General features: G+C 69.3%; 23 protein-coding genes. 10 read left to right on the forward strand and 13 right to left on the reverse strand.

Going from position 1 to position 20,886, the window contains the following annotated elements; genetic code table 11:
- The first annotated feature begins 94 nt into the window (after nt 1–94).
- Complete coding sequence (locus FXO23_RS47925; RefSeq protein ID WP_158895428.1) at nt 95–502, forward strand: hypothetical protein; 408 nt, start codon at nt 95–97, stop codon at nt 500–502.
- Nucleotides 503–564: 62 nt separating this feature from the next.
- On the opposite strand, the gene FXO23_RS47930 is transcribed toward FXO23_RS47925, so the two are convergent.
- Nucleotides 565–750 (reverse strand): hypothetical protein, encoded by a 186-nt coding sequence (locus tag FXO23_RS47930; protein ID WP_158895430.1) that lies wholly within the window; start codon nt 748–750, stop codon nt 565–567.
- 144 nt (nt 751–894) lie between these two features.
- Here FXO23_RS47930 and FXO23_RS47935 point away from each other — a divergent pair, with 144 nt between their 5' ends.
- The 5 genes from FXO23_RS47935 (at nt 895) to FXO23_RS47955 (ending at nt 5,418) form a co-directional block, all read left to right on the forward strand.
- Nucleotides 895–1,590: a TetR/AcrR family transcriptional regulator gene (locus tag FXO23_RS47935; protein ID WP_158895432.1), complete on the forward strand. Its 696-nt coding sequence runs from the start codon at nt 895–897 to the stop codon at nt 1,588–1,590.
- Nucleotides 1,591–1,811: 221 nt separating this feature from the next.
- A complete protein-coding gene (locus FXO23_RS47940; RefSeq protein WP_158895434.1) occupies nt 1,812–2,963 on the forward strand; it encodes an FAD-dependent oxidoreductase in 1,152 nt (383 codons plus the stop codon).
- Nucleotides 2,964–3,010: 47 nt separating this feature from the next.
- The gene (locus FXO23_RS47945) at nt 3,011–3,784 is read left to right on the forward strand and encodes an alpha/beta fold hydrolase (protein WP_158895436.1); all 774 of its coding nucleotides are present in this window, start codon (nt 3,011–3,013) and stop codon (nt 3,782–3,784) included.
- Between the two features lie 49 nt (nt 3,785–3,833).
- Entirely contained in the window at nt 3,834–4,496 is a 663-nt protein-coding gene (locus FXO23_RS47950; protein ID WP_218952404.1) for an NADPH-dependent FMN reductase, read from the forward strand.
- Between the two features lie 10 nt (nt 4,497–4,506).
- The gene (locus FXO23_RS47955) at nt 4,507–5,418 is read left to right on the forward strand and encodes a VOC family protein (protein WP_158895438.1); all 912 of its coding nucleotides are present in this window, start codon (nt 4,507–4,509) and stop codon (nt 5,416–5,418) included.
- 83 nt (nt 5,419–5,501) lie between these two features.
- Here FXO23_RS47955 and FXO23_RS50940 read toward each other — a convergent pair whose 3' ends face one another.
- Both FXO23_RS50940 and FXO23_RS47965 read right to left on the reverse strand, forming a co-directional pair.
- Nucleotides 5,502–5,783, reverse strand: coding sequence for a hypothetical protein (locus FXO23_RS50940; RefSeq protein WP_179957080.1), 282 nt, complete (start codon nt 5,781–5,783; stop codon nt 5,502–5,504).
- A gap of 431 nt (nt 5,784–6,214) precedes the next feature.
- Complete coding sequence (locus tag FXO23_RS47965; protein WP_158895442.1) at nt 6,215–7,057, reverse strand: alpha/beta fold hydrolase; 843 nt, start codon at nt 7,055–7,057, stop codon at nt 6,215–6,217.
- Between the two features lie 153 nt (nt 7,058–7,210).
- On the opposite strand from FXO23_RS47965, the gene FXO23_RS47970 reads away from it, so the two are divergent.
- Nucleotides 7,211–7,768: a TetR/AcrR family transcriptional regulator gene (locus FXO23_RS47970; RefSeq protein ID WP_158895444.1), complete on the forward strand. Its 558-nt coding sequence runs from the start codon at nt 7,211–7,213 to the stop codon at nt 7,766–7,768.
- 295 nt (nt 7,769–8,063) lie between these two features.
- Here the strand turns inward: FXO23_RS47970 and FXO23_RS47975 are convergent, their stop codons facing one another.
- The 9 genes from FXO23_RS47975 to FXO23_RS48010 form a co-directional block, all read right to left on the reverse strand.
- On the reverse strand, nt 8,064–8,885 hold the full coding sequence (locus FXO23_RS47975) for an alpha/beta fold hydrolase (RefSeq protein WP_158895446.1): 822 nt from the start codon (nt 8,883–8,885) through the stop codon (nt 8,064–8,066).
- 848 nt (nt 8,886–9,733) lie between these two features.
- On the reverse strand, nt 9,734–10,504 hold the full coding sequence (locus FXO23_RS47980; protein ID WP_218952408.1) for an amidohydrolase family protein: 771 nt from the start codon (nt 10,502–10,504) through the stop codon (nt 9,734–9,736).
- A 9-nt stretch (nt 10,505–10,513) separates the two neighbouring features.
- Nucleotides 10,514–10,762, reverse strand: coding sequence for a hypothetical protein (locus FXO23_RS51355; RefSeq protein ID WP_218952405.1), 249 nt, complete (start codon nt 10,760–10,762; stop codon nt 10,514–10,516).
- A complete protein-coding gene (locus FXO23_RS52595; protein WP_343034602.1) occupies nt 10,759–11,265 on the reverse strand; it encodes an aromatic-ring hydroxylase C-terminal domain-containing protein in 507 nt (168 codons plus the stop codon). The genes FXO23_RS51355 and FXO23_RS52595 overlap by 4 nt, the downstream gene beginning before the upstream one ends.
- Before the next feature lie 447 nt (nt 11,266–11,712).
- Nucleotides 11,713–12,438 carry an NADPH-dependent F420 reductase gene (gene npdG, locus FXO23_RS47990; protein ID WP_158895450.1) on the reverse strand — a complete coding sequence of 242 codons (726 nt, stop codon included), beginning with the start codon at nt 12,436–12,438 and terminating at the stop codon, nt 11,713–11,715.
- A gap of 29 nt (nt 12,439–12,467) precedes the next feature.
- A complete protein-coding gene (locus FXO23_RS47995) occupies nt 12,468–13,877 on the reverse strand; it encodes an NAD-dependent succinate-semialdehyde dehydrogenase (RefSeq protein ID WP_158895452.1) in 1,410 nt (469 codons plus the stop codon).
- Nucleotides 13,878–13,918: 41 nt separating this feature from the next.
- Nucleotides 13,919–14,659, reverse strand: a complete 741-nt coding sequence (locus FXO23_RS48000) for a transglutaminase-like domain-containing protein (protein WP_158895454.1) — start codon at nt 14,657–14,659, stop codon at nt 13,919–13,921.
- A 34-nt stretch (nt 14,660–14,693) separates the two neighbouring features.
- The gene (locus tag FXO23_RS48005; RefSeq protein ID WP_158895456.1) at nt 14,694–15,752 is read right to left on the reverse strand and encodes a TIGR03619 family F420-dependent LLM class oxidoreductase; all 1,059 of its coding nucleotides are present in this window, start codon (nt 15,750–15,752) and stop codon (nt 14,694–14,696) included.
- A complete protein-coding gene (locus FXO23_RS48010) occupies nt 15,749–16,579 on the reverse strand; it encodes an Rv0792c family HTH-type transcriptional regulator (protein WP_158895458.1) in 831 nt (276 codons plus the stop codon). Before FXO23_RS48010 ends, FXO23_RS48005 begins: the two co-directional genes overlap by 4 nt.
- A gap of 170 nt (nt 16,580–16,749) precedes the next feature.
- Between FXO23_RS48010 and FXO23_RS48015 the strand changes: the two genes are divergently transcribed.
- The 3 genes from FXO23_RS48015 (at nt 16,750) to FXO23_RS48025 (ending at nt 19,311) form a co-directional block, all read left to right on the forward strand.
- Nucleotides 16,750–17,061, forward strand: a complete 312-nt coding sequence (locus FXO23_RS48015) for a putative quinol monooxygenase (protein WP_158895460.1) — start codon at nt 16,750–16,752, stop codon at nt 17,059–17,061.
- Nucleotides 17,062–17,100: 39 nt separating this feature from the next.
- Entirely contained in the window at nt 17,101–18,462 is a 1,362-nt protein-coding gene (locus FXO23_RS48020) for an MFS transporter (protein ID WP_158895462.1), read from the forward strand.
- A gap of 282 nt (nt 18,463–18,744) precedes the next feature.
- Nucleotides 18,745–19,311 (forward strand): hypothetical protein, encoded by a 567-nt coding sequence (locus FXO23_RS48025; protein WP_158895464.1) that lies wholly within the window; start codon nt 18,745–18,747, stop codon nt 19,309–19,311.
- 377 nt (nt 19,312–19,688) lie between these two features.
- On the opposite strand, the gene FXO23_RS48030 is transcribed toward FXO23_RS48025, so the two are convergent.
- Nucleotides 19,689–20,873: a cytochrome P450 gene (locus FXO23_RS48030; RefSeq protein ID WP_158895466.1), complete on the reverse strand. Its 1,185-nt coding sequence runs from the start codon at nt 20,871–20,873 to the stop codon at nt 19,689–19,691.
- Between the last annotated feature and the right edge of the window lie 13 nt (nt 20,874–20,886).

Consider the following 20,886-nt stretch of genomic DNA (forward strand, 5'->3'; position numbering starts at 1 on the left):
CCGCGCATCCCACCCGCGGCGCGCGAGCGGCGCATGAGCTGAGCTTGCGTGAACACTTCTACGAACACGATCTCCGGATGACGGCGTGGAGTCGGTGTGGAATCGGACGGTCTGGGCGTGGCTGGACGCGGCCGCCCACACCGCGGCCGAGCGTGCCCTGATCGACGACCTGTGCACGCTGGTGCAGGCCGCGGGTGGGATGGATCCCGCACCGGACAAGGCCGGGCCCGGAGATAGTCCCGACACCGTGTACATGGCGGCCGGTGTGTTCGCCCGCGCCCTGATGGCCCACCGCTTCCCCGTGATTCCGGCGCCCGGCGTGGATGGCGCTGCGCACGCGTTGGCCGAGCAGATCGTGGACGCGCACGGCGCCGGGCGGCCGGGGCAGGCCCGCGCACTGCTGGCCACCGCCACCCCCGCGCTGCGCGCCGGAGCACTGCTCAGCCTCGCGACGGCGCTGTACGAGGGCATCCGCAACGATTCCGCTGTCTTCGCCGAATAGCCCCGCCGCGAGACAGGCACCCGGTCGCGGCGACACGCAACATCCTGCGGAGCCGTTCTGGTTCACCGAGAGGTGGGCCGGGGCGGGGAGTCGCCGTGGTCTTTCTGCTCGTGCGGGCTGTCGTGGCGGGGGTGGCGCAACGCGTCCCGTAGTTCCCCGGTGGTCAGGTAGTGGGCGCGGGGGATGCCGGCCTGGCGGGCCAGGGCGAGCAGGCTGGTCCGGTCCTCCGGGAGCGCTTGTCCGGTCATACCCAGGTTCACTCGGCGCTGCTGGGGCGTTGTTCGACCAGCCGCCATCCCGTGCCGGCACATCAGGATCGTCGAGACCGTCGAGTTGCCGCTGCACTTGCGCGGGTCACCCGGTTGGCGAACATGTTCGTTACGATCGTCGTTATGGCTGGGAGAAGAGAGCCGATCAGTCGCCGGGATCGTCCGGCGAAGCCTGCCCTGTCCCGGCGCTGGATCGTGGACACCGCCGTGCGGATCATGCGAACGGAGGGGCTGGAGAAGGTCACGATGCGCCGGCTGGCGCAGGAGCTGGACACCGGTCCGGCGTCGCTGTACGTCTACGTCGCCAATACCGCCGAGTTGCATGCGGCCGTGCTGGACTACCTGCTCGGCGAGGTTGACTTGACCGGGCGGGACGGCGGGGAGGACTGGCGCGAGCAGCTCCGCGCCGTCATGGCGTCGTACACCCGGGTGCTGTTCGCACACCCGCCGCTGGCGCGGGCTGCGCTCGTCGCTCGCCCGAGCGGGGAGAACTATCTGCGCCTGGTGGAGCGCATCCTCGATCTCCTGTCGCGCAGTGGCGCCAGTCGCGAGCAGGTCGCCTGGGGGGTGGACAAGCTGCTGCAGGATGCGACGGCCACCGCTGCCGAGCATGCGACGCGGGCGCACGACCCTGCCGCCGACCAGGACTGGGACGCCACCGTGCGCGCGCTGGACGCCGTGGACGCGACCACGCATCCGGCGATCACCGCGCACATGCCCGCCCTGATCGGCGGCTCGGTGCCGGCCCGGATCCGCTGGAGCTTCGACGTCCTCGTCAACGGCATTACCCACACACCCGTCCCGGGCGCCAGGGACTGAGCGTTGGGACGGAACCGCCGGCCTTGAGGGCGGACGTGGCCTGGGGTCACTGAGAGCCGCCTCACTACGAACTTGTTCGCGACGAACGTGTTCGTTACGGTGCGGGGGTCGTGGTCATCGCTGGCGGACCGGGTACGCACGCCGCCTTCTGGCGGGGCCGTGCCGAGTCGCTGGCGATTGCTCGGCGGACAGAAGTGTTTCCCCACGGCTTTGGAGGCCCCATGAGCGCTCACATCCCGGTAGCGGTCATCGGCGGAGGTCTCGGCGGTCTGACCGCCGCCCGCGTTCTGCACGTCCACGGCATCGAGCCGGCGATCTTCGAGCTGGAGGCGTCGGCGGCGGCCCGCACGCAGGGCGGGATGCTGGACATCCACGAGGAGAACGGGCAGAAGGCCCTGCACGCAGCCGGCCTGTACGACGACTTCCTCAAGATCGTCCATGAGGGCGGTCAGGCCATGCGCCTGCTCGGGCCCGACGGCACGGTGTACGTGGCCGAGGAGGACGACGGCACCGGCGGCCGGCCGGAGGTGGACCGCGGCGACCTGCGAGAACTGCTGCTGGGCTCTCTGCCCGAGGGCACGATCCGCTGGGGCCGGAAGGTCACCGGCGCCCGCGCGCTGGGCGAGGGGCGCCACGAGGTGACCTTCGCCGACGGCTCGACCATCACCACCGATCTGCTGATCGGCGCGGACGGCGCGTGGTCGCGGGTCCGGCCGCTGGTCTCGGACGCCAAGCCCGCCTACACCGGTATCTCCTTCGTCGAGACCGACCTGGTCGACGCCGACACCCGCCATCCGCGCAGCGCCGCGGTCATCGGCGGCGGGTTCTTCATCGCCCTGGGGAACGAACGCGGTGTCCTGGCCCATCGGGAGACCGACGGCAGTCTGCACGTCTACACCGCGCTCAAGATCGACGAAGGGTGGCTGGACACGGTCGAGTTCACCGACCCGGCCACCGCCAAGGCCGCGGTCCTGGCCCACTTCGCCGGCTGGGACGAGCGCCTGCGCGGCCTGGTCGCCGACGCGGACACGATCACCCCGCGCCGTATTCACGCCCTGCCCGTCGGGCACCGCTGGGACCGCGTCCCGGGGGTGACGCTGCTCGGTGACGCCGCCCACGTGATGTCCCCGTTCGCCGGGGAGGGCGCCAACCTCGCCATGCTCGACGGCGCGGAACTCGCCCTGGCCATCGCCGCCCACCCCGGCGACACCGAGGCGGCCCTGGCCGCGTACGAGCAGGCGCTGTTCCCCCGCAGCGAGGCGTCCGCCGCCGAGTCCGCGACCAGCCTGGACACGATGTTCGGCCAGCAGGGCCTGGAACAGATGGTCGAGTTCTTCACCTCCGGCCCGGCAGCCCAGTCAACCTCGCGCTGACGGCCACCGCGCCCTCAGCCACCTGAACCCCGCTCCAGGAGGAACCCATGACGACGCCTCTTCGGCGCACGATCCCGATCCGGCCCGGCCTCGACCTCGACCTGCGCGAGGCCGGCACGGGCGGCAGCCCGGTCCTCGTCCTGCACGGCGGCCCCGGCCCCGCCGGCATCACACCCCTGATCGACCACCTCGCGCCGGATCACCGGGTGATCGCGCCCACTCATCCGGGCTGGGAGGGCACCGCACGGCCGGACGAACTGGACTCCGTGCCCGCGCTCGCCGCCGCCTACCTCGACCTGCTCGGCCACCTCGGGCTGCACGACGTGACGGTGATCGGCACGTCCTTCGGCGGCTGGGTCGCCACCCAGACCGCCCTGGACGACCACGAGGGCCGGATCTCCAAGCTGGTCCTCATCGACGCGATCGGCCCCGTCGTACCCGGCCAGCAGGTCACCACGCCCGCCAGGCCACCGGCCGCGACATCGGATTCCGCGTCCCGGATGTCCGCGAGACCGGCGCCGCAGGGCGGACCGTCCCCGCAGTCGATGGCCGCGATGCGCGTCTATGCCGGGCCGGCCATGGCAGATGCCGGTCTGCTGCCCCGCCTGTCCGCCGTCACCTGCCCAGTGCTGGTGCTCTGGGGCGCCAACGACACCGTCGTCACCCCCGAGTTCGGCCGCGCCTACGCCGCGGCGTTCCCGCACGCGCGGTTCGCGCTCATCCCCGGCGCAGGGCACGTGCCCATCCGCGAGGAGCCCGAGGCGGTCTTCGCCGTCCTCGACTTCTTCCTCACCTCCGCGGGCTCGGCCACCGGCCACTGAACCCACAGCACCTGCGTTTCAACGTCCCTTGTGACCGACCGGAGGCATCATGACGAAGATCGCGATCATTCTCGGCAGTACCCGCGCCGGACGGGCCGGCGAACGCGTCGCGCAGTGGGTCCTGGCCCAGGCCCGCCAACGCGGCGACGCCGACTACGACCTGATCGACCTCGCCGAGGTCGACCTGCCGCAGATCGACGAACCGTTCCCGCCCGCCATGGGCCGCTACACCCACCCCCACACCCAGCAGTGGGCCACCACCGTCGCCGCCTACGACGGGTACGTGCTGGTCACCCCCGAGTACAACCACTCCTTCCCCGGCGTGCTGAAAAACGCCCTCGACCGGGTCTACGCCGAGTGGAACAACAAGGCCGCCGGCCTGGTCTCCTACGGCGTGGACGGCGGCGTGCGCGCCGTCGAAGCCCTGCGCCCGGTCCTGGCGGCCCTGCAGCTCGCGGACGTCTCCGCGCAGGTCACCTTGAACCTGCGCACCGACTTCGCCGACTTCGGCGCCACCTTCACCCCCGGCCGGCACCAGGGCCCCGCCCTGACGGCGATGCTCGACCAGCTCCTGTCCTGGACCAACGCCCTCGCCCACACCCGCAACAGCGCGCAACCCCGGCAATGTCCTGAACACCGTCCTGCAGGGCCGCACTCCCGCCACGCTGCGGCTCACACGTGCGCCATTCCCGGACAGCCGCAGCACGGATGAAAGGTCGACGATGACCGACTACCGGATGGATCAGACACTCACCCTCGGACCCGTCGCCCTGACCGTGGCCGACCTGGACCGCAGCGTGCGCTACTACACCCAGGTCGCGGGTTTCCGCCTCCTCGATCGCCAACCACAGCGAGCGCACCTGGGGGTGGAAGGACGGGTGCTGGTCGAGCTGCACGAGGTCGCCGGTGCTCTCGCGCCGCCGCCCTCCAGCCCCGGGCTGAGCCACTTCGCCCCGCTCGTGCCCACTCGGGCGGACGTGGCCCGCTTCACCCAGCGGCACCTGGACGCCGGATTCGACGTCGATCCGCGCGACCACGTCGTGAGCCACTCGTGCTACGTGACCGATCCCGACGGCCACACGATCGAGGCGACCTGGGCCTGTCCGCAGGAACAATGGCAGTGGACCGACGAGAGCCTGCCCGTCGTGGTCGCCACGCCGATCGATTTGCCGGACCTTCTCAACGAGCCCGGCGCGAACACGCCCGCACACCTGCCGGCCGGGACGCAGATGGGGCACGTCCAGCTCAAGGCGACCGACGCCGCCCTCACCCACACCAAGCAGTTCTACTGCGACCTGCTGGGCCTGCAGCTCTACGCCCGCCTGGGAGACGAGTTCGTCGGCGTCGGCGTGACCCCCTACCGCAGCCTCCTGGTCTGCACCAACCGGTTCAGTCCGCACGGAGGCGTGCCGGCAGGGCCCGACACCGCCCGGCTCATCCGCGTCGACTTGCTGCTCACCGACCCGGGGGCGATCGAGGCGCTGGCCGAACGCCTCGCTGCCGCCGGCCACCCGCACCAGTACACCGGCGGCGGCAGCCTGACCACACACGACCCCTCCGGGAACCCGTTGCGCTTCTCCGTACCCGACGCCGCGCGACCAGCCGCGAAGCCGGCATCGAGCACGGACGCCTAGCCACACCTCTGCTCCGCGGCGGCCCGCACAGGCGCATCGTGCAGGCCGCCGGGGCGCGACCTGCCTCTGCCTCCGCCCTTTCGTCACATCGTCCCCCAGATCCGCAGAAAGGGGTCATCTGTCATGACGGCCCGCTTCACCCACCGGCCAGCACCGGCGACAACATCACCGTCCCCGCCAACATCCGCTGGGTCCTGCTCGGTGTCATGCTCGCCCTGCTGCTGTCGATGCTCGACGGTCTGATCGTCGGCACCGCGATGCCCGCCGTCGTCGCCGACCTCGGTAACGCCCACGACCGCACTGCTCGACTCACCACCGAAAACCAGCACCTGCGGAGCCGACTGTCCGAAGCCCTCGGTGAGCAAATCTGGAAGGAGACCGGCTCAGCGGTCCCACCGATATCCAGCAACTTCAGCGACGGATCACCGAACTCGACCAGCAAGCAGTCGAGCTGCGCCGCCAACTCTCCGATCGCGACAACGAACTCAACGCCGCCCGCGCCGCGAACCGGGAACTCATGGCCCGCCTCAACAAACCCGTCACGAACCGCCGGGAGAAGTCGTGATCACAGTTTCGGCCCTCGCTTGACGGCACACGCACTCCTGTCAGTCCCATCCGCCGTTCTGATCAGGCAGCCGGTGCACCGCAGCAGTGGGCCGCGTGATCGGCTCGGCCTCACCCGGGACCGGGGCCGCCGGGGCGATCCAAGCAGCCGTCTGCGGCCTCGGCCGGGGTGTTGAGAGTGGTAGGTGGTCCGCGGCGAGATGGTCCACGCGGACCACTTACGGGGTGGTGACTACTTGGTCAGGAAGTCCAGGAGAAGGCTGGAGATCTCGTCGGCGTGGGTCCACAGGAATCCGTGCGGAGCACCCTCGATCTCGACGTAGGTCGCGCTGGGCAGCCGCTTGGCGAATTCCCGCCCGCTGGCGTCGATAGGCAGGATCCGGTCGGCGGTGCCGTGCACGATCAACGTCGGTATCCCACTTTCGGCGATCTTCGGGATGTCGGCGCGGAAGTCGGTCAGCCAGCTGGGCACCACCGCCCAGGACGCCTTCGCCCCGGCTCCGGCGGCCACCGCGAAGCTGGCCCGCACGACCTCGTCGCTGATCCGGGAACCCAGGTTCTCGTCCAGGTTGTAGAAGTCGCGGTAGAACTGGTGGAACCAGGCGTAGCGGTCGGAGCGGGCGGCGGCTTGGATGCCGTCGAAGACGCTGGCCTCCACTCCGGTGGGGTTGTCCTCCGTCTTGAGCAGGAAGGGTTCCAGGGATGCCAGGAACGCCGCCTTGGCCACTCGCGCGACGCCGTGCCGGGCGATGTAGTGGCCCACCTCGCCGGTGCCCATGGAGAAACCGACCAGCACCACGTTGTTCAGGTCGAGCGTAGTGAGCACCGTGTCCAGGTCGTCGGCGAAGGTGTCGTAGTCGTACCCGGTGCTGGGCTGGCTGGACTGGCCGAAGCCGCGCCGGTCATAGGTGATCACGCGGTAGCCGGCGTCCAGCAACGCCTGCTCCTGCTTCTCCCACGATGCGCCCGACAGCGGGTAGCCGTGGATCAGCACCACGGGCTGGCCGGTTCCTCGGTCGGTGTAGTGCAGGTTGATCTCTGCGCTGTTCTCTTTCCCCACGGCGATGTATGGCATGACGGTTCCTTTCCGGCGAATCCCTGTGTAGTCGTGCTTCCAATGCCACCAAAGCTATTACCGAACGATCGGTAAAGCAATGTGACCAGGGCGACGCGACAGCAGGGGTCGAATCGCTTGAGACTTTACCGTTCGTTCGGTAACATTCGCGCGATGGGACGACCCCGCTTGGTACGCGACGACGAGCTCTACGACCGACTCGCCGAGGTTTTCCGCACCGCCGGCTACGAGGGCGCTTCGCTGGGCGCCCTGGCCGAGGCCGCGCAGCTGCGGCGGGCCAGCCTGTACCACCGTTTCCCGGACGGCAAGGCCGAGATGGCCGAGGCCGTCCTGGACCGGGTACAGCGGCTGTTCGACGAGCTACTTGAACCGATGCGCACAGACCCGGACGCGCGCGCCGGGATCGCCCGGTCGGCCGAACGAATCGGCGAGTTCTACGGCGGTGGCGTGCTGTCCTGCGTGCTCGACACCCTGCCGTTGAACGGAGCCCCGGAGGGAGTGCGGCGCAGGGCGGCGAGGGTTGCCGAGATGTGGATCTCCACGATGGCCGATGCGGCGCGACGCGGCGGACGTCGCGAAGCGGAAGCGAGGACGGCCGCCGAGGACGCATTCGCATCGATCGAGGGCGGCCTGGTGTACGGCCGACTGTTCGATGACGGCGCACCGTTCCAGCGAGCGCTCACCCGGCTCCCCGAGCTACTGCTCGACTAGACAAATCGGACGGCGTCATGCGGCGGGTATCGGGTGCCCGAGGTCGAGCAGTGCGCCCTCAGACGGGCCGTGACGCAGAAACTCTTCGCCACGCGGATGCGCCGCCAGCAGCGTCCATTGCCCGGCACCGATCTGGACCTCTCGGCGATAGTCCTGCGAGAGCGGCCGCCCCGAGGTAGGCGGCACCCAGGCACCAGGCATCGGCTGCTGCCTGCCCGGCAAGCAAGTGCCACGATGATCGCCAGTTCACAGTGCGGGGCCAGCCCGTAAATACTGTCGGCGCGGATCAACTACATCATGGCGCAGGTTGGGAGTCGTCCATGGCTTGACCGATGCCGTCGTGAAGGACCTGAGCGAGGCAGCCGGGGTCGTCATGGTTGATGTGGTGGTCGGCATGCTTGGCCCACACCTGGTGGGTATTGGTCGACATGCGCAGGAAGTCAGCCTGGAGTTCGAGCCATCCCTCATACCACCGGTCACGGCCGGTCGGCCCGACGGTGACCACCGTGATCGGCAGGTTACCGAGATCGCGGGCCTGTGACCGCATCGGTGCCATGCCGTAGAGCAAGCCGAACAGTTCCTGCACCACCGCGCGACGACAGGCGGTGGTGAGCGCGCGGGCGACATACGCCTCGACCAGCTCGGCGGGGACTTCCCGTTCGGCGCTGCGGCGGAGGTCGGGGACGCGGCCGAGCGCGACCAGCAACCGGTAGGCGCCCAGAACCCGCAATCGCCACCAGGCGGCCCGTATCCAAAACTCTCTGCTGGTCAGGGTCGGGTCGAACCGGGGCAGGACGTGGCCGTGGTCCTCGTGGGTGGCGTCGACCAGGACCAGGTGAGCGACATGGTCGCGATGGCGGGCGGCGTAGAGCCGGGCGATCAGCCCGCCGGACGAGTGGCCGACCAGGATCGCTGGGTCCTCGATCCCCAGCGCGGCGATCAGCCTGTCGAGTTCGTCGGCCATCGTGGTCGGCGTCCGCGGCCAGGGGGCCGGGTCGCTCCAGCCGATGCCCTTGCAGTCGACCAGGACGGTTATCGCGTCGGTGACCACAGCGAGGGCCCTCTGGACGCGGACCCATTCGACCGCGGGGGTGCCCAACGCCGGCAGGACGATCACCGGAGGGCTTGTGGTGCCGGACCGGATGACGTGCAGTCGACGGCCGCCGATGTCGACGAACTCGCCAGGCGGCGGGAACCGGCGGCGGTCGCGCGTTCGCCGAGCCGCTGGTAGGTAGTGCTGGCTGCAGCAGCGCCACGGGAATCGCCGCCAGTGCCGCGCGCCTGCGGCGCATCACCCGCTCATCGCAGCCGCGAGCGGCCTCGCCCCGCCGCGCAGGAACGCGCGCCGACCGCGTCGGCCAGTTCCCGCAGCCGGGCTTGCAGCGGCCCGGTCTGTTCGGCTTCGCCGGCGACGACGAGGCCGCCGGTGTGTGCTGGATCCAGGCCGCTGCGCCGTCCTGCACGAGCGCGGTCATCCCCCCGGCTGGGTCGAATGCTTCGTCGTCGATATAGGCGCGGGTGGTGCGTTCGTCGCGGGCGCCGAGGAAACAGGCGAGGTCGGTGTACCGGTCGGCTATCCGATGCTCCCCGACATGGAAGGAATGCGGGGCCTGGGTCAGCGTGTAGTCGAGCTTGCCGCCTTCGCCACGCAACCTCGGGAAGTTCCCGTAGCGGTTCGACTCCTTCCTCGCTGGATTCGGCGAAGCCACGCGCGGCGCTCGCGGTGATCGCGGCCCCGGCCACGCTCGAACCCATGAGCGCCAGCATCTTTCGACGGCTCGTCGGCACGGCATGCCTCCCAACATGAAACTCCCTGCTGGATGCCGAAGAAACTCCGTGAACCCGCCGTGATCAATCCACTTCCCGCGATAATCACCATTTAAGGGGGATGACGTAGGCAGGGATGGGTACTCACGGTATGTGGCGGCCTGCTCAACCCGATCATCGGCAGGGGTCGACAGGCGCTTACAGCTGGAAGAGTTTTTCGGCGTTGCCGTGGGTGATCTTGTGCTTTTCCGCGCTGTCCAACGAGAGCCCGTCGAGGAAGGATCGGGTGCCGTCGAGGGTGAGGTAGGGGTAGTCGACGGACCAGATCAGCCGGTCCAGGCCGATGGTTTCCCGGAGGAACTCGAAGTGCGCCCGGTGGAACATGCCGCTCGGGGTGATCCAGACATTGCTGCGGTAGATCTCGCTGACCGTTTTTTCGAGGCCGCTGATCGAGGTGGGGATGACGTGGTCGAGCCGGTGCAGGTAGAAGGGCACCAGTTCGCCCCAGTGCCCGCTGATGACCTGTAGTCCGGGGAGTCGTTCGAAGACTCCGGAGAGGATCAGGCGCAGTAGGTGGATGCCGGCCTCGTGATGCCATCCCCAGCCGCCGAGCGAGAACTGGGTGCTGACTTCCTCGGGTAGCCCGGCATAGTAGGCCTGCTGGACTTGCGGAAGGGGATGGAATGGGTGCAGGTAGAGCGGCACGTCGAGTTCGGTGATCTTCTCGAGCACGGGCCGGTACGCGGGATCGTCGAGGAAGGTGTCCCCGGGGCGCCCGGCCAGTAGCACCCCGCGCAGACCGAGTTCGGTGACCGCCCGGTCGAGCTCCTCGGCCGCCTCGCCTGGGAGTTGCCAGGGCAGCATCGCGAATCCCTGGAGGCGTCCCGGATTCGCGGCGACCGCCTCGGCGAGCCGCTCGTTCGCGATGCGGGCGAGCGTGTGTGCCTGCTCGGGTGGGACGAGCTGGATCGGGGTGCTTTAGGAGACGATCTGCATGTCGATCCCGTGCTTGTCCATGTCCCTGATCCGGCCCGCGCCGAGATCGGTGCCCAGCCGGATGGCTTCGCTCATCTCGACCAGGTTCGGCCGGGTGGGATCGTACGGCCGGCCCGCGGCATTCGGTGAGCTCTGCTGGGCCATATAGGGCGCTTCCCGTTCCAGGGTCGGTGCCGCCGCTTGCCCGATCGCGGGGTCCATGGTGTGTTCCTCGATGCAGATGAGTTTCATCGGTCTCCTCCGGAATCCGTCGCGCCGCGGACCGTGTCGGCGAGCGTGCGGGTGTCGGGTGGCAAGGCGTCGCCGCGCCAGGCGACGATGCCGTCCGGTCGGACCAGGACGAGCGCGCGTTCGTAGCGCGCGGCGATGGACTCCTCGCCGATATCGACGAGACGTACGGGTATGGACGAGCCGGTCAGCGCACCGGTGTCCACGCGCGCGTCGAAGCGGAGCAGGGTGAATCCGTCCCCGAAGAGATCCAGCACGGATCGCCCGTCCGGTAGCCAGGCGTGCGGTGCCCGGTGTCCTGGGCGGGCGCTGGTTCGATGACGTCGCGACAGGGGTGTCCGAGTTCGTGGCCTGACCGGCGGCTCGATCCTGATCCGGTTCCCGCGCGGCTTCGGGGCCGCGGCCGGTGTCGCCGGACGGGTGACATGGTTCCGATTTTCGCACGTGCGACCCGTACCGTCCGCGTAGCTCCTGATCAAGGGAGCCGTGGTTGCCAGGTCCGGCATGACTGATGCCAGTCGCACGCATGATCCGGGCTTGTGGGCGCTGGGCGCGCCCACAACCGAACTCAACACCGCCCCGAGAAACCCTCGGCTGGCTCAAACCCACCGAAGCCTTCAACAACCTCCTACTAGAAACCAAAAATGCACTCATCATTTGACCCGCCCTATCGGGTGTATCGAGGCCGGTTTTTCACCACGGCATCACAGGTTCCCGGATGCGTTGTCACGGTTGGTCGTGAGTTCGACGGCGCCGATCCCGGGCAGGCGCGTGCCTGGGTGGATGCGATGTTCGCCGCGACCGGGGATGCGGCACCGTCGCCGGGGATGTTCGGATCCTGGCCAGGGCTGGAGTCCACGAGGATCCGGCGTTCCGCCCGTACCGTTACCGGGAGGCGCCTTCGGTGTGTTCGTCGTCGGCGCGGCCTCGCTGGGCAGGCTGGAGTGGGGCGATCACGCGGGACGGCCGAGTTCTACGCACGTCGGCGGCACCGGCAATCCCGTGAGGCGGACGCCGGCGTGTGTCTTGTATCGACGATTGACTCCGACCAGCAGCGCGGTGATCCGTTCACTGACGCCGCTGATGTCCAGCGGACCGCAGTCGACCGCACGCAGGCCGTGGATGCGTTCGATGAGCGTGGCGGCCACCGCCTTGTCGGCGGCCTTGTCGCCGCAGATCAGCACGTCCTCGTCGAGGGCCTGGTCGAGGTCCTGCAAGGTCGCGGCGCTGACGGTCTGCATCGCGGAGACGACGGACACTCCGACCGGGAGGAGGTCTTGGGCTTGTTCCGCGGCCGAACCCGCCCACGGGGTGATGGGACGCGACCCGCGGCGGGCGGGCACCATCGGGGCGGTCGTGTCGATCAGCAGCTGTCCCGGCTGGATGACCTTGGCGATCGAGCGCACTGTCTCGACGTGCGCGCTGAACGGAACCGCGATGACTACGACGGGTGCGCCGTCGATCACTGCGGTGTTCTCCCCGCCGGACGCCCCCGGGAGATGCGCGGCGGTGGCTTGTGCGGCGTCCGGGCTGCGCGAGCCGATGCGGACGTTGATTCCGGCGTGCGCCCACCGTGTCGCGAGTCCGAGCCCGAGGGCGCCGGTACCGCCGACGATGGCGACGGTGCCGGCGCGCTGGGACGACTCGTTGAGCTGTGGCGCGGGCTGGGGGGATGCCATGGGAGCTCCTTCGTTCTCGGCTTGGTGGATCATTCGCTGAGCGGGTGGTCTTGGCCGTTCTGTGCGGGCCCGACCCAGACGCTCTTGACATTGGTGAACTGCCGGATTCCGAACACACCCAGCTCACGCCCGTAGCCACTGCGCTTGACTCCGCCGAAGGGCAGGCGCGGGTCGGACGCGACGATCCCGTTGACGAACACGGCTCCCACATCGATCTGGGGCACGAGGTGGTTCGCACGGTCGAGGTCCGAGGTCCACAGGGCGGCACCGAGACCGAACTCGGTGGCGTTGGCGATGTCGACGGCCTCGGTCGGATCTTTCGCGCGTACGACAGCGGCAACAGGGCCGAAGGTTTCCTCCGCCGCGACTGCCATCTCCGGGGTGACGTTGTCGAGGACGGCGGGTCGGTAGTAGAAGCCCGGCCTCTCCGGCACCGTGCCGCCGGTGACGATCCTGGCGCCCGCTGAGACGCTTCGGCGCACCTGGTCGAGCACGTCCGCGCGGATGCTCGCCCGCGCCAGCGGGCCGATCCGCACGTCGCGATCGGTGGGGTCGCCGACGGTGAGTGCGGCGACTCCCGCTGCGAAGGCCTCGGTGAACTCTTCGGCGACCGCGTCCTCGACGATGAAGCGCTTGCCCGAGATGCAGCTCTGCCCGCCGTTGAGTGTCCGTGCCGTGACGGCGGCGGTCGCGGCGGCGGGGATGTCGGCGTCTGCGAGGACGATGAACGGGTCGGAGCCGCCGAGCTCGAGCACCTGGGGCTTGAGGTGCGCAGCGGCTATGGCCGCGACCTGGGCGCCGACTTCGGTGGAGCCGGTGAGGGTCAGGGCGTGGATGCGGTCGTCGGCGATGAGGCCCGGCACGGCGTCCGGGCCGGCCAGCAGTGTGGTGAACAGCCCGGTCGGGCAGCCCGCCTGCTCCCAGATCTCGGAGATCGCGAGGGCGCAACGCGGAACGTTGGACGCGTGCTTGAGCACGGCGCCGTTGCCGGCGAGCAGCGCGGGCGGCGCGAACCGGAACACCTGCCAGAGCGGGAAGTTCCACGGCATCACGGCGAGCACCAGACCCAGCGGCTCGTAGGCGATGTGACTGTGTGTGGCGGCGGTCTCGACGGACTCGTGGGCGAGCATCGCCGGACCGTGCTCGGCGTAGTACTCGCAGCACCAGGCGGACTTCTCGACCTCGGCTTCGGCCTCGGCGATGGGCTTGCCCATCTCCTCGGTGATCAGTATGGCGAGCCTGTCCCGGTCGGCGCGCATGATGGCGGCGGCGCGGTGCAGGTGCTCGGTGCGATCCTCGATCGGAGTGGACCGCCACTGAGCGGCCGCGGTCGCGGCCCGGGCGAGGGCTGCCTCGATCTGGTCCGGGGTGTGCGGGTCGAAGCGACCCAGGACTTCTTCGGTCGCGGGGTTGACGGAGGTGATCTGACGAACGGACATCGTGGCGTCCTTCTCGGGTCGAAGCGGGAATGCGGGGAAGGTCAGGCGACGGCCTGACGGCGGACGAGTTCGGGGTCCGGCCCGCTCCAGAGCACGTCGTCGGCGGCGACGCGGTCGTGCGCCGCCCTCGACTCGAGCGCGGTGAGCACCTCGCGGGCCACGCGCAGGTACCAGTCCGCGACCTCGGCGGGGTAGTCGGCGTAGCTGCCGTTCTCCCGCAGCACCGGTCCCTCGACGGTGGGAATGTCGGTCCGGCCGTCGAAGTCGATCGTGTACGGCTTGCCCAGCTCGGTCGCGGTGGGCGCGTCGATCGTGGCGTCGAGCTTGACCCACCGGCCGCCGATGAAGGCCTCGCCGAGCGAATGCCACGGCAGCGGGCGACCGACAGGCCCGCCCCACAGCACCCGCACTTCCGGGGACAGGAACTCCATCTCCGGGGCGTCCAGTGCCTGGAAGGCCACGCGCGCCGGGATGCCCGCGGCTCGGGACAGGGCGACGAAGGAACTGGCCTTGCCCATGCAGAACGCGACGCCGTTCTCGAGGACGTCGCTGGCCGCCGTCCGTCCCTGCGCGAGGTAACGGAACGAGGCCAGGATGTCGTAGGGCAGATCACGGACGTGGTGGTAGATACGGCCCAGCCGGTCGACCTCGGTCGTGGCGCCCTCGGTGATCCGGCGCGCGGTCTCGACGACGGTCGGGTGGTCGGAGTCGATGTACGCGGTCGGGCGGAGGTATTCCTCGTCTGCGGTATCGGTCTTCCGGTCGGTGAGGTCGGAACTCATGGTGAAGCTCGCTTTCAACGGGTGCGTGCGGAGGTCAGGCGGGCTGGGGAGCACTGGCGGTGTCGAGGTACGGCAGGATCTGCTCGCCGACCACGTCCAGGTAGTCGGAGTCCGCTACGTCCGGGATCGTGAACAGGAAATGGTCGATCCCGGCAGCCTGGTACTCGCGGATCTGCTCGAGGCAGGACTCGGCGGAGCCGGTGATCAGGCCGCTGTCCGGGATCGACTTGAACCGCGTACGCAGCTGTTGCTGGACTTCGGGCGACTCGGTGGTTGCCAGCAGCATCGTCACCGACAATCCGAAGGTCGACGGATCACGGCCGATCGCCTCGCACTCGCGGTCGAGCAGCGTCCGGCGCTGCGCGCACTTCGCGGCCGACCACCACCGGACGTTGACCCCGTTCGCGTGCCGGACGGCGATGCGGCTGACCCGCGGACCTTCGCCACCGATCCACAGCGGCGGGTGCGGCTGCTGCACCGGCGGCGGGTCGCAGATCGCGCCGTCGATCGTGTAGAACTCGCCGTGAAATCGCGGGTTTTCCTCGGTCCAGACGCTGCGCAGCACCTGCAGCGACTCGGCGAGCGCCGAGACGCGGTCGCCGGTCGGCGGAAACGGGATCCCGTAGGCCTCGAACTCCTGCTGAAACCAGCCAGCCCCCAGCCCCAGATCCACGCGCCCGCCCGAGATCACGTCGAGGGTCGCGGCCATCTTGGCCAGCACGGCGGGATAACGGTATGAGTTGCACAGCACGCTTGTCCCCAGACGCAACGAGGTCGTGTCCCGCGAAAGCGCGGACAGCGCCGTCCAGCACTCCAGGAGCGGGATCGATGACGGTCCCTCCGCCGCAAGCGCGTCCCCGTCCGCCTCGTCGGTGATCCCGGCGTCTCGGACGTAATCGTCGGGGCTCAGGGTCAGGAAGTGGTCGCACAGCCACGCGGAATCGAACCCGTGGGACTCCGCCGTCCGCGCGACGCGGGCCATGTCCGGATAGTTGCCCACGGACAGGCCCCGAATGGTCAGGGCGAGGATCAACCCGACGTGCGGGCCGCCCCCGCGAAGGGGCTCCGCTGTACTGGGATCGGCGTCGGTCATTCGCGTAACCTTTCTGTTCGTTCTGTCATCCCGGCCGGGCCGTGCGAGATGACGCGGGGAAGCGTCACCGAGAAGCCGTAGCGATCCGGTCGGTAGTGGAAGACAACGACCTCCAGGGGCCGGTTGCCGTGGTCGTAGCTGACCCGATCGAGCACGAGAACCGGTGCGCCCTCGTCGACGCCCAGCGCCGCCGCGACGTCCGCGGAAGCGCCCGCGGCGTGGATCTCGTGCCGGGCCTCCGCGATGCGCGTGCCCAGCCGCTGCTCCCACATCGTGTACGTGGTCTCGGTGGCCGGCTCCGCCGACCGCAACGGCTCGGCGGCGTCCTGCACCCGGGTCGGGAGGTGGATCGTCACCAGCGCCAGGGGCTGCTCGCCGTCGCTGTAGCGGCGGCGGATGGTGAGCACTTCGGGCTCGCCGAGCGTCCGCTCGACGTACGCCGACGAGCTCTCCACCCCGAAGCTCATGACCTCGATCCGCGGGGTCACCCCTTGATCGAGCAGGACCTCGGTGATCGTGCGGACCCCGGAGGACAGCTCCTGATCCAGCGGTTCGGACACGAAGGTGCCCAGCCCCTGCTTGCGCACGACCCAACCCGCGGACTCGAGGGCACCCACCGCCGCGCGGACGGTGATGCGGCTCAGCCCGGACTCCTCGATCAGCTCCTTCTCGGTGGGCAACCGGGCACCCGGGGGCAGCTGCTGCTTGACGATCAAGGTCTTGATCTTCTCGGCCAGCTGAGCCGTGGCCGACCTGTGGCCGCGCTGAATCCGCAGGTCGGCCTCGGACAAGTCCAGACGGTTCTCGGGGTCCTCAGGTGATGTCATAAGTCGTATTGAACCTGGCGGAGGTGACCCGCCGTGTCGCGACATGCAGGTGAGACCAAGCGCCGGGTGGCTCGTCCGTGCCGCAACCTTGACATCATTCATAAGACGTTTTATAACGTATTAGCCTGGAGGGCGCAAGAGGCGCCCCATCCCGACAGACTGGAGATGCCATGCACGACGAGAGCCCGGTGACCGTGATCGCCCGCTTCGACCCGATGCCCGAGCACGCCGACCAGCTGCGGAAACTGCTTGAGGGGATGGTGGCGCCCACGCGCGCCGAAGCGGGCTGTCACTCCTACGACCTGTTCGCTGCCCAGACCGCCGACACCCGGTTCGTGCTCGTGGAGTGCTACGAGGATTCCTCCGCGCTCGAGGCACACCGCGCGTCCGCGCACTACAAGAACTACCGGGCCCAGCTTCCGGACCTGCTCGCGACGCCGCTCGACGTCACCGTGCTGACCCCGGTCGACGTGCGCGGCTGATCACCCGGGCGTCGCACCTACGGCTCAAAGGAGAGCACCGTGTCCGACCTGGAAAGCGGCGTACCGCCGCTCAACACCCGCGCTCGACCCGGGACCCTGCGCACCATCGGCAAGTCCAGCCGCCGTGCACTCGTCGCGTCATGGCTCGGATGGACGTTCGACGGATTCGAGACCTACGCACTCGTCCTGGCAGGCCCGGCTGCCGTGATCAGCGTAGGCACCAGCGGCCAGCTCGAACAGCTGTCCACCTACGTTGGCGCACTGGTCGCCGCGACGCTCCTGGGCTGGGCCCTCGGCGGGATCGTCGCCGGGTTCGCTGCCGACTACCTCGGCCGACGACGCACCCTGATGATCTCCATCCTCTGGTACGCGTTGTTCACCGGCCTCACGGCGGTCGCACCCGACTACTGGTGGTTGCTGGCCTTGCGCTTCATCACCGGCATGGGCCTGGGCGCCGAATGGGGCAGCGCGACGGCTCTCATCGGCGAGCTGTGGCCTGACCGCTCCCGCGGACGGGCCGCCGCCGTGCTGCAATCCGGGTTCGGGGTCGGCGCCGTGCTCGCCGCCCTGACCTGGTTCCTCCTGCAGCCGGTGGGCACCGAGGCCTGGCGCTACCTGTTCTTGGTCGGCGCACTGCCTGCGCTGGTCGTGCTGTACGTGCGCCGAGCCGTCCACGACCCGCAGATGTGGACGGAGATCCGCGACCGCAGGCGTAAGGCCAGGGCCGCCGCGGCAGGCGGCGGACAGATCAGCGCAGCAGACCGTCAGTTCCTGCGGTCTCCGTTCACCGCGGTGTTCAGCCAGCCGCACCTGCGCCAGCGGGCCCTGCGGCTGCTCCTGATCACCGTCGTGTCGGTCATCGGCCTCTACAGCGTGTCGGCCTGGATCCCGCAGTTCACCGGCCAACTCGCTACGCAAGCGGGGCAGTCCGGCGGCACGTGGGCCGCGAACGCCGGCCTGGTGTTCAACGCCGCATCCGTGCCCGGGTACCTGCTTCTGGGTTACCTGGCAGACCGGTGGGGCCGCAAGCCCACCATGCTGCTGTACTACGCGGGATCGGCGTTGATCATCCCGATCTTCTTCTTCGCCGTCCCGGCGCCCGGAATCGCCCTCGTCGCCGCAGGCGTCGCCGGATTCTTCATCCTGGGACAGTTCGCGTGGATGCCGATCTACATGCCAGAACTGTTCCCCACAGCAGGACGGGCAACCGCGATCTCAACGGTCTTCAACTCCGCCCGGCTCGCAGGCTCGTTCGTCACACTCGCCACCGGGCTGCTCATCAGCCTGCTCGGTGGCATCTCGACCGCGGCGACGACTGTCGGCATCGCGTCGTACGTCATCGCGCTCTGCGTCATCTGGTTCGTGGGCCCGGAAACGAAGGGACAACCCCTCCCCCGCTGAACACGAACTACCGAGCGCGGACACCGATGCGGGGTCGCGAACCACAGGTTCCTGCCCCGCACTGGTCCTTTCCTTCCCGCGCAGGCCGAAGTTTGCCGTGCGTGGAGGACGGCGTACGTGATCTCAACTCTGCGGCCCGGCCCGCAACTTTGGCGCATTACCCGCAGCTTCACCGAACGACATTGTCAATGAGGTGCGGGACCGCCGGTCCGAGTCTAAACAGCAACCGACAACGGCTGTGGTCTGAGGCGGGCGGCATTCGGCCGCCGGGCCAGGTGATCGATGAAACTCCGCGACGGGCCCGGCGAGGCTATCTCCGACAACTCGGTGTTCCTCCAGGTCACGACTCGTCTTTCTGTGCTCGTGTCCTGTGGACCGCACGAAGACCAGCACACCACCGACAGTGCCGGATCGGTGCCCGGCCACTCCGGTACGCGTGAACCGGCCCTACAAGCGGGTGGGCATCGTGGCGTTGGGTTCGCCGGTTCACCCCGACCGGAGGACCCGGCCCCTGGCTCCAGCCCCGCCGGCGGCGATCCCCGGCACCTCGCCGACGGTGACCGCCGCTGGGCCATCGCCGACCCGCAGGCACGGGCGCTGTATCTCGGCACGGGCCTGCGGTGCGCCGGCCCCCACCCCGAGGTGCACGGCACCACCATCGCCCGCCTGGTCGCGGGCACCGCCCTGTTCCTCACCATCGGCGCCGGTGGCCAGCCCCTCGTCGCGCAGGCCAGCAAGCCCTACCGGCTCAGCGAGGACACCCGCCCCGCCGACGGGATCGACGCACTCGCCGATCCCCGCTGCTTGCGTAGCCGCATCCGGGGAATCCTCGTCCTCAATAGCCCCTGATCAGCGGCTTACGCGGGGCGCGGCCCCTTTCTTGCCGTATTCCGGTCCAGCCCCTACGACACGCGGAATGAGTTTCCCGCGACGCGCCGTGGACGGCTGGCGGCGGTATCGGTGGCTGGGTCAGGCTGGCGGCCCCCGCCACTGGAAGGAGCCGAGCACGCGATGGCGACCACCACCGAACCCGCGTTGACGGATGTTCTGGACCAGATCCGTCAGGCTCAGCGTGCGCAGGCCGAGGATCTGAAGGTGATCAAGGGGCAGCTCACCGACCTGCCCGGGATGAAGACGACGCTGGCGCGTACCCGGCTGGACATCCGAGTATCTCCTTTTTCTCGGCTGGTCGTGCTTGTCGGTGGCAGGTGGGAAAAGATCGGTGTTCAGTCCCAGGTGACCGGCAGCGAGGTCAGACCGAACAGGGGGTCGTCGAGCCTGAATTCCACCTCGTCCAGCTCCACCGCGAGGCGCAGGCTGGGAATCCTGCGCAGCAGCGTGGGGTAGACCACCTGGAGTTCGGCCCTGGCCAGGTTTTGGCCAAGGCACTGGTGGACGCCGTAGCCGAAGGCGACGTGGCGCCGGGTGTCGCGACGAATATCCAGGGTGTCCGGGTCGGCGAACGCCTCCGGGTCGCGGTTGGCGGCCAGGTTCAGCGCGGCGATCCCGTCACCGGCGCGGATCACCTGTCCGCCGATCTCGATGTCCTCGGTCGCCACGACGGCGTTGCGGGCCAGGCTCGGATCATCGCGCAGCGCCGCGGCCTGCTCGGGATGCCGCAGCAACGTCAACGTGCCGAGCGCGATCATGTTCGCGGTGGTCTCGTGCCCGGCCGCGAGCATGAGCGTGGTGTTGGCCAGCACCTCCTCGGCGTCGATGGTGCCGGCCTCGCGCTGTTCGATCAGCCGGCTGATGATGTCGTCGCCCGGGTGCCGCTCCTTGACCACGATCAGGTTCCGCAGGTAGTCCAGGAGCGCGGCGTTCGCGGTGGCCTGCTGCTCGGCGGGGACGCCCGCGGCGTTGGTCAGCCGTGACCACCGGTTGAAGTCCGCCTGGTCGGCCACAGGGACACCGAGCAGCCAGCAGATCACCGTGGAGGGAACGGGCAGTGCCAGCGCGGTGACCAGATCGGCGGGTTTGTCCCCGGCGAGCAGGTCGTCGATCCGCTCGTCCACCAGCCGCTGGATGGCCGGGCGCATCGCCTCCACCCGCTTCACCGTGAAGTCCCTGATGACGATGCGGCGCAGCACGTCGTGCCGGGGCGGGTCCGTGCGCAGCATGCCGACGTTGGTATTGAGTTCCAGCACGATTCTTCTCAACTCCGGAGTGGGGACTGGGAAACCCGGCGCGTTCTGATTGGCGCTCACCCTCGGGACGGCGAGCACCGCGCGCACATCCTTGTGCCGGGTGAGCAGCCACAGCCGGCTGTCGTCGTACAACCTGGCGACCGCGACCGGCCGCTCGGCACGCAGCCTCGGATAGTCCGGCGGCTGACCGAGGGGACATCGTGCCGGGCGCCGCATCGGAAATGCCGGAACGGCAGCGGAATCTCGCGCGTGAACCTGCGTCATCGCGTCTCCCTGA

Origin of the sequence: Amycolatopsis anabasis (genome assembly GCF_009765355.1) — a bacterium.
Classification (GTDB): domain Bacteria; phylum Actinomycetota; class Actinomycetes; order Mycobacteriales; family Pseudonocardiaceae; genus Amycolatopsis; species Amycolatopsis anabasis.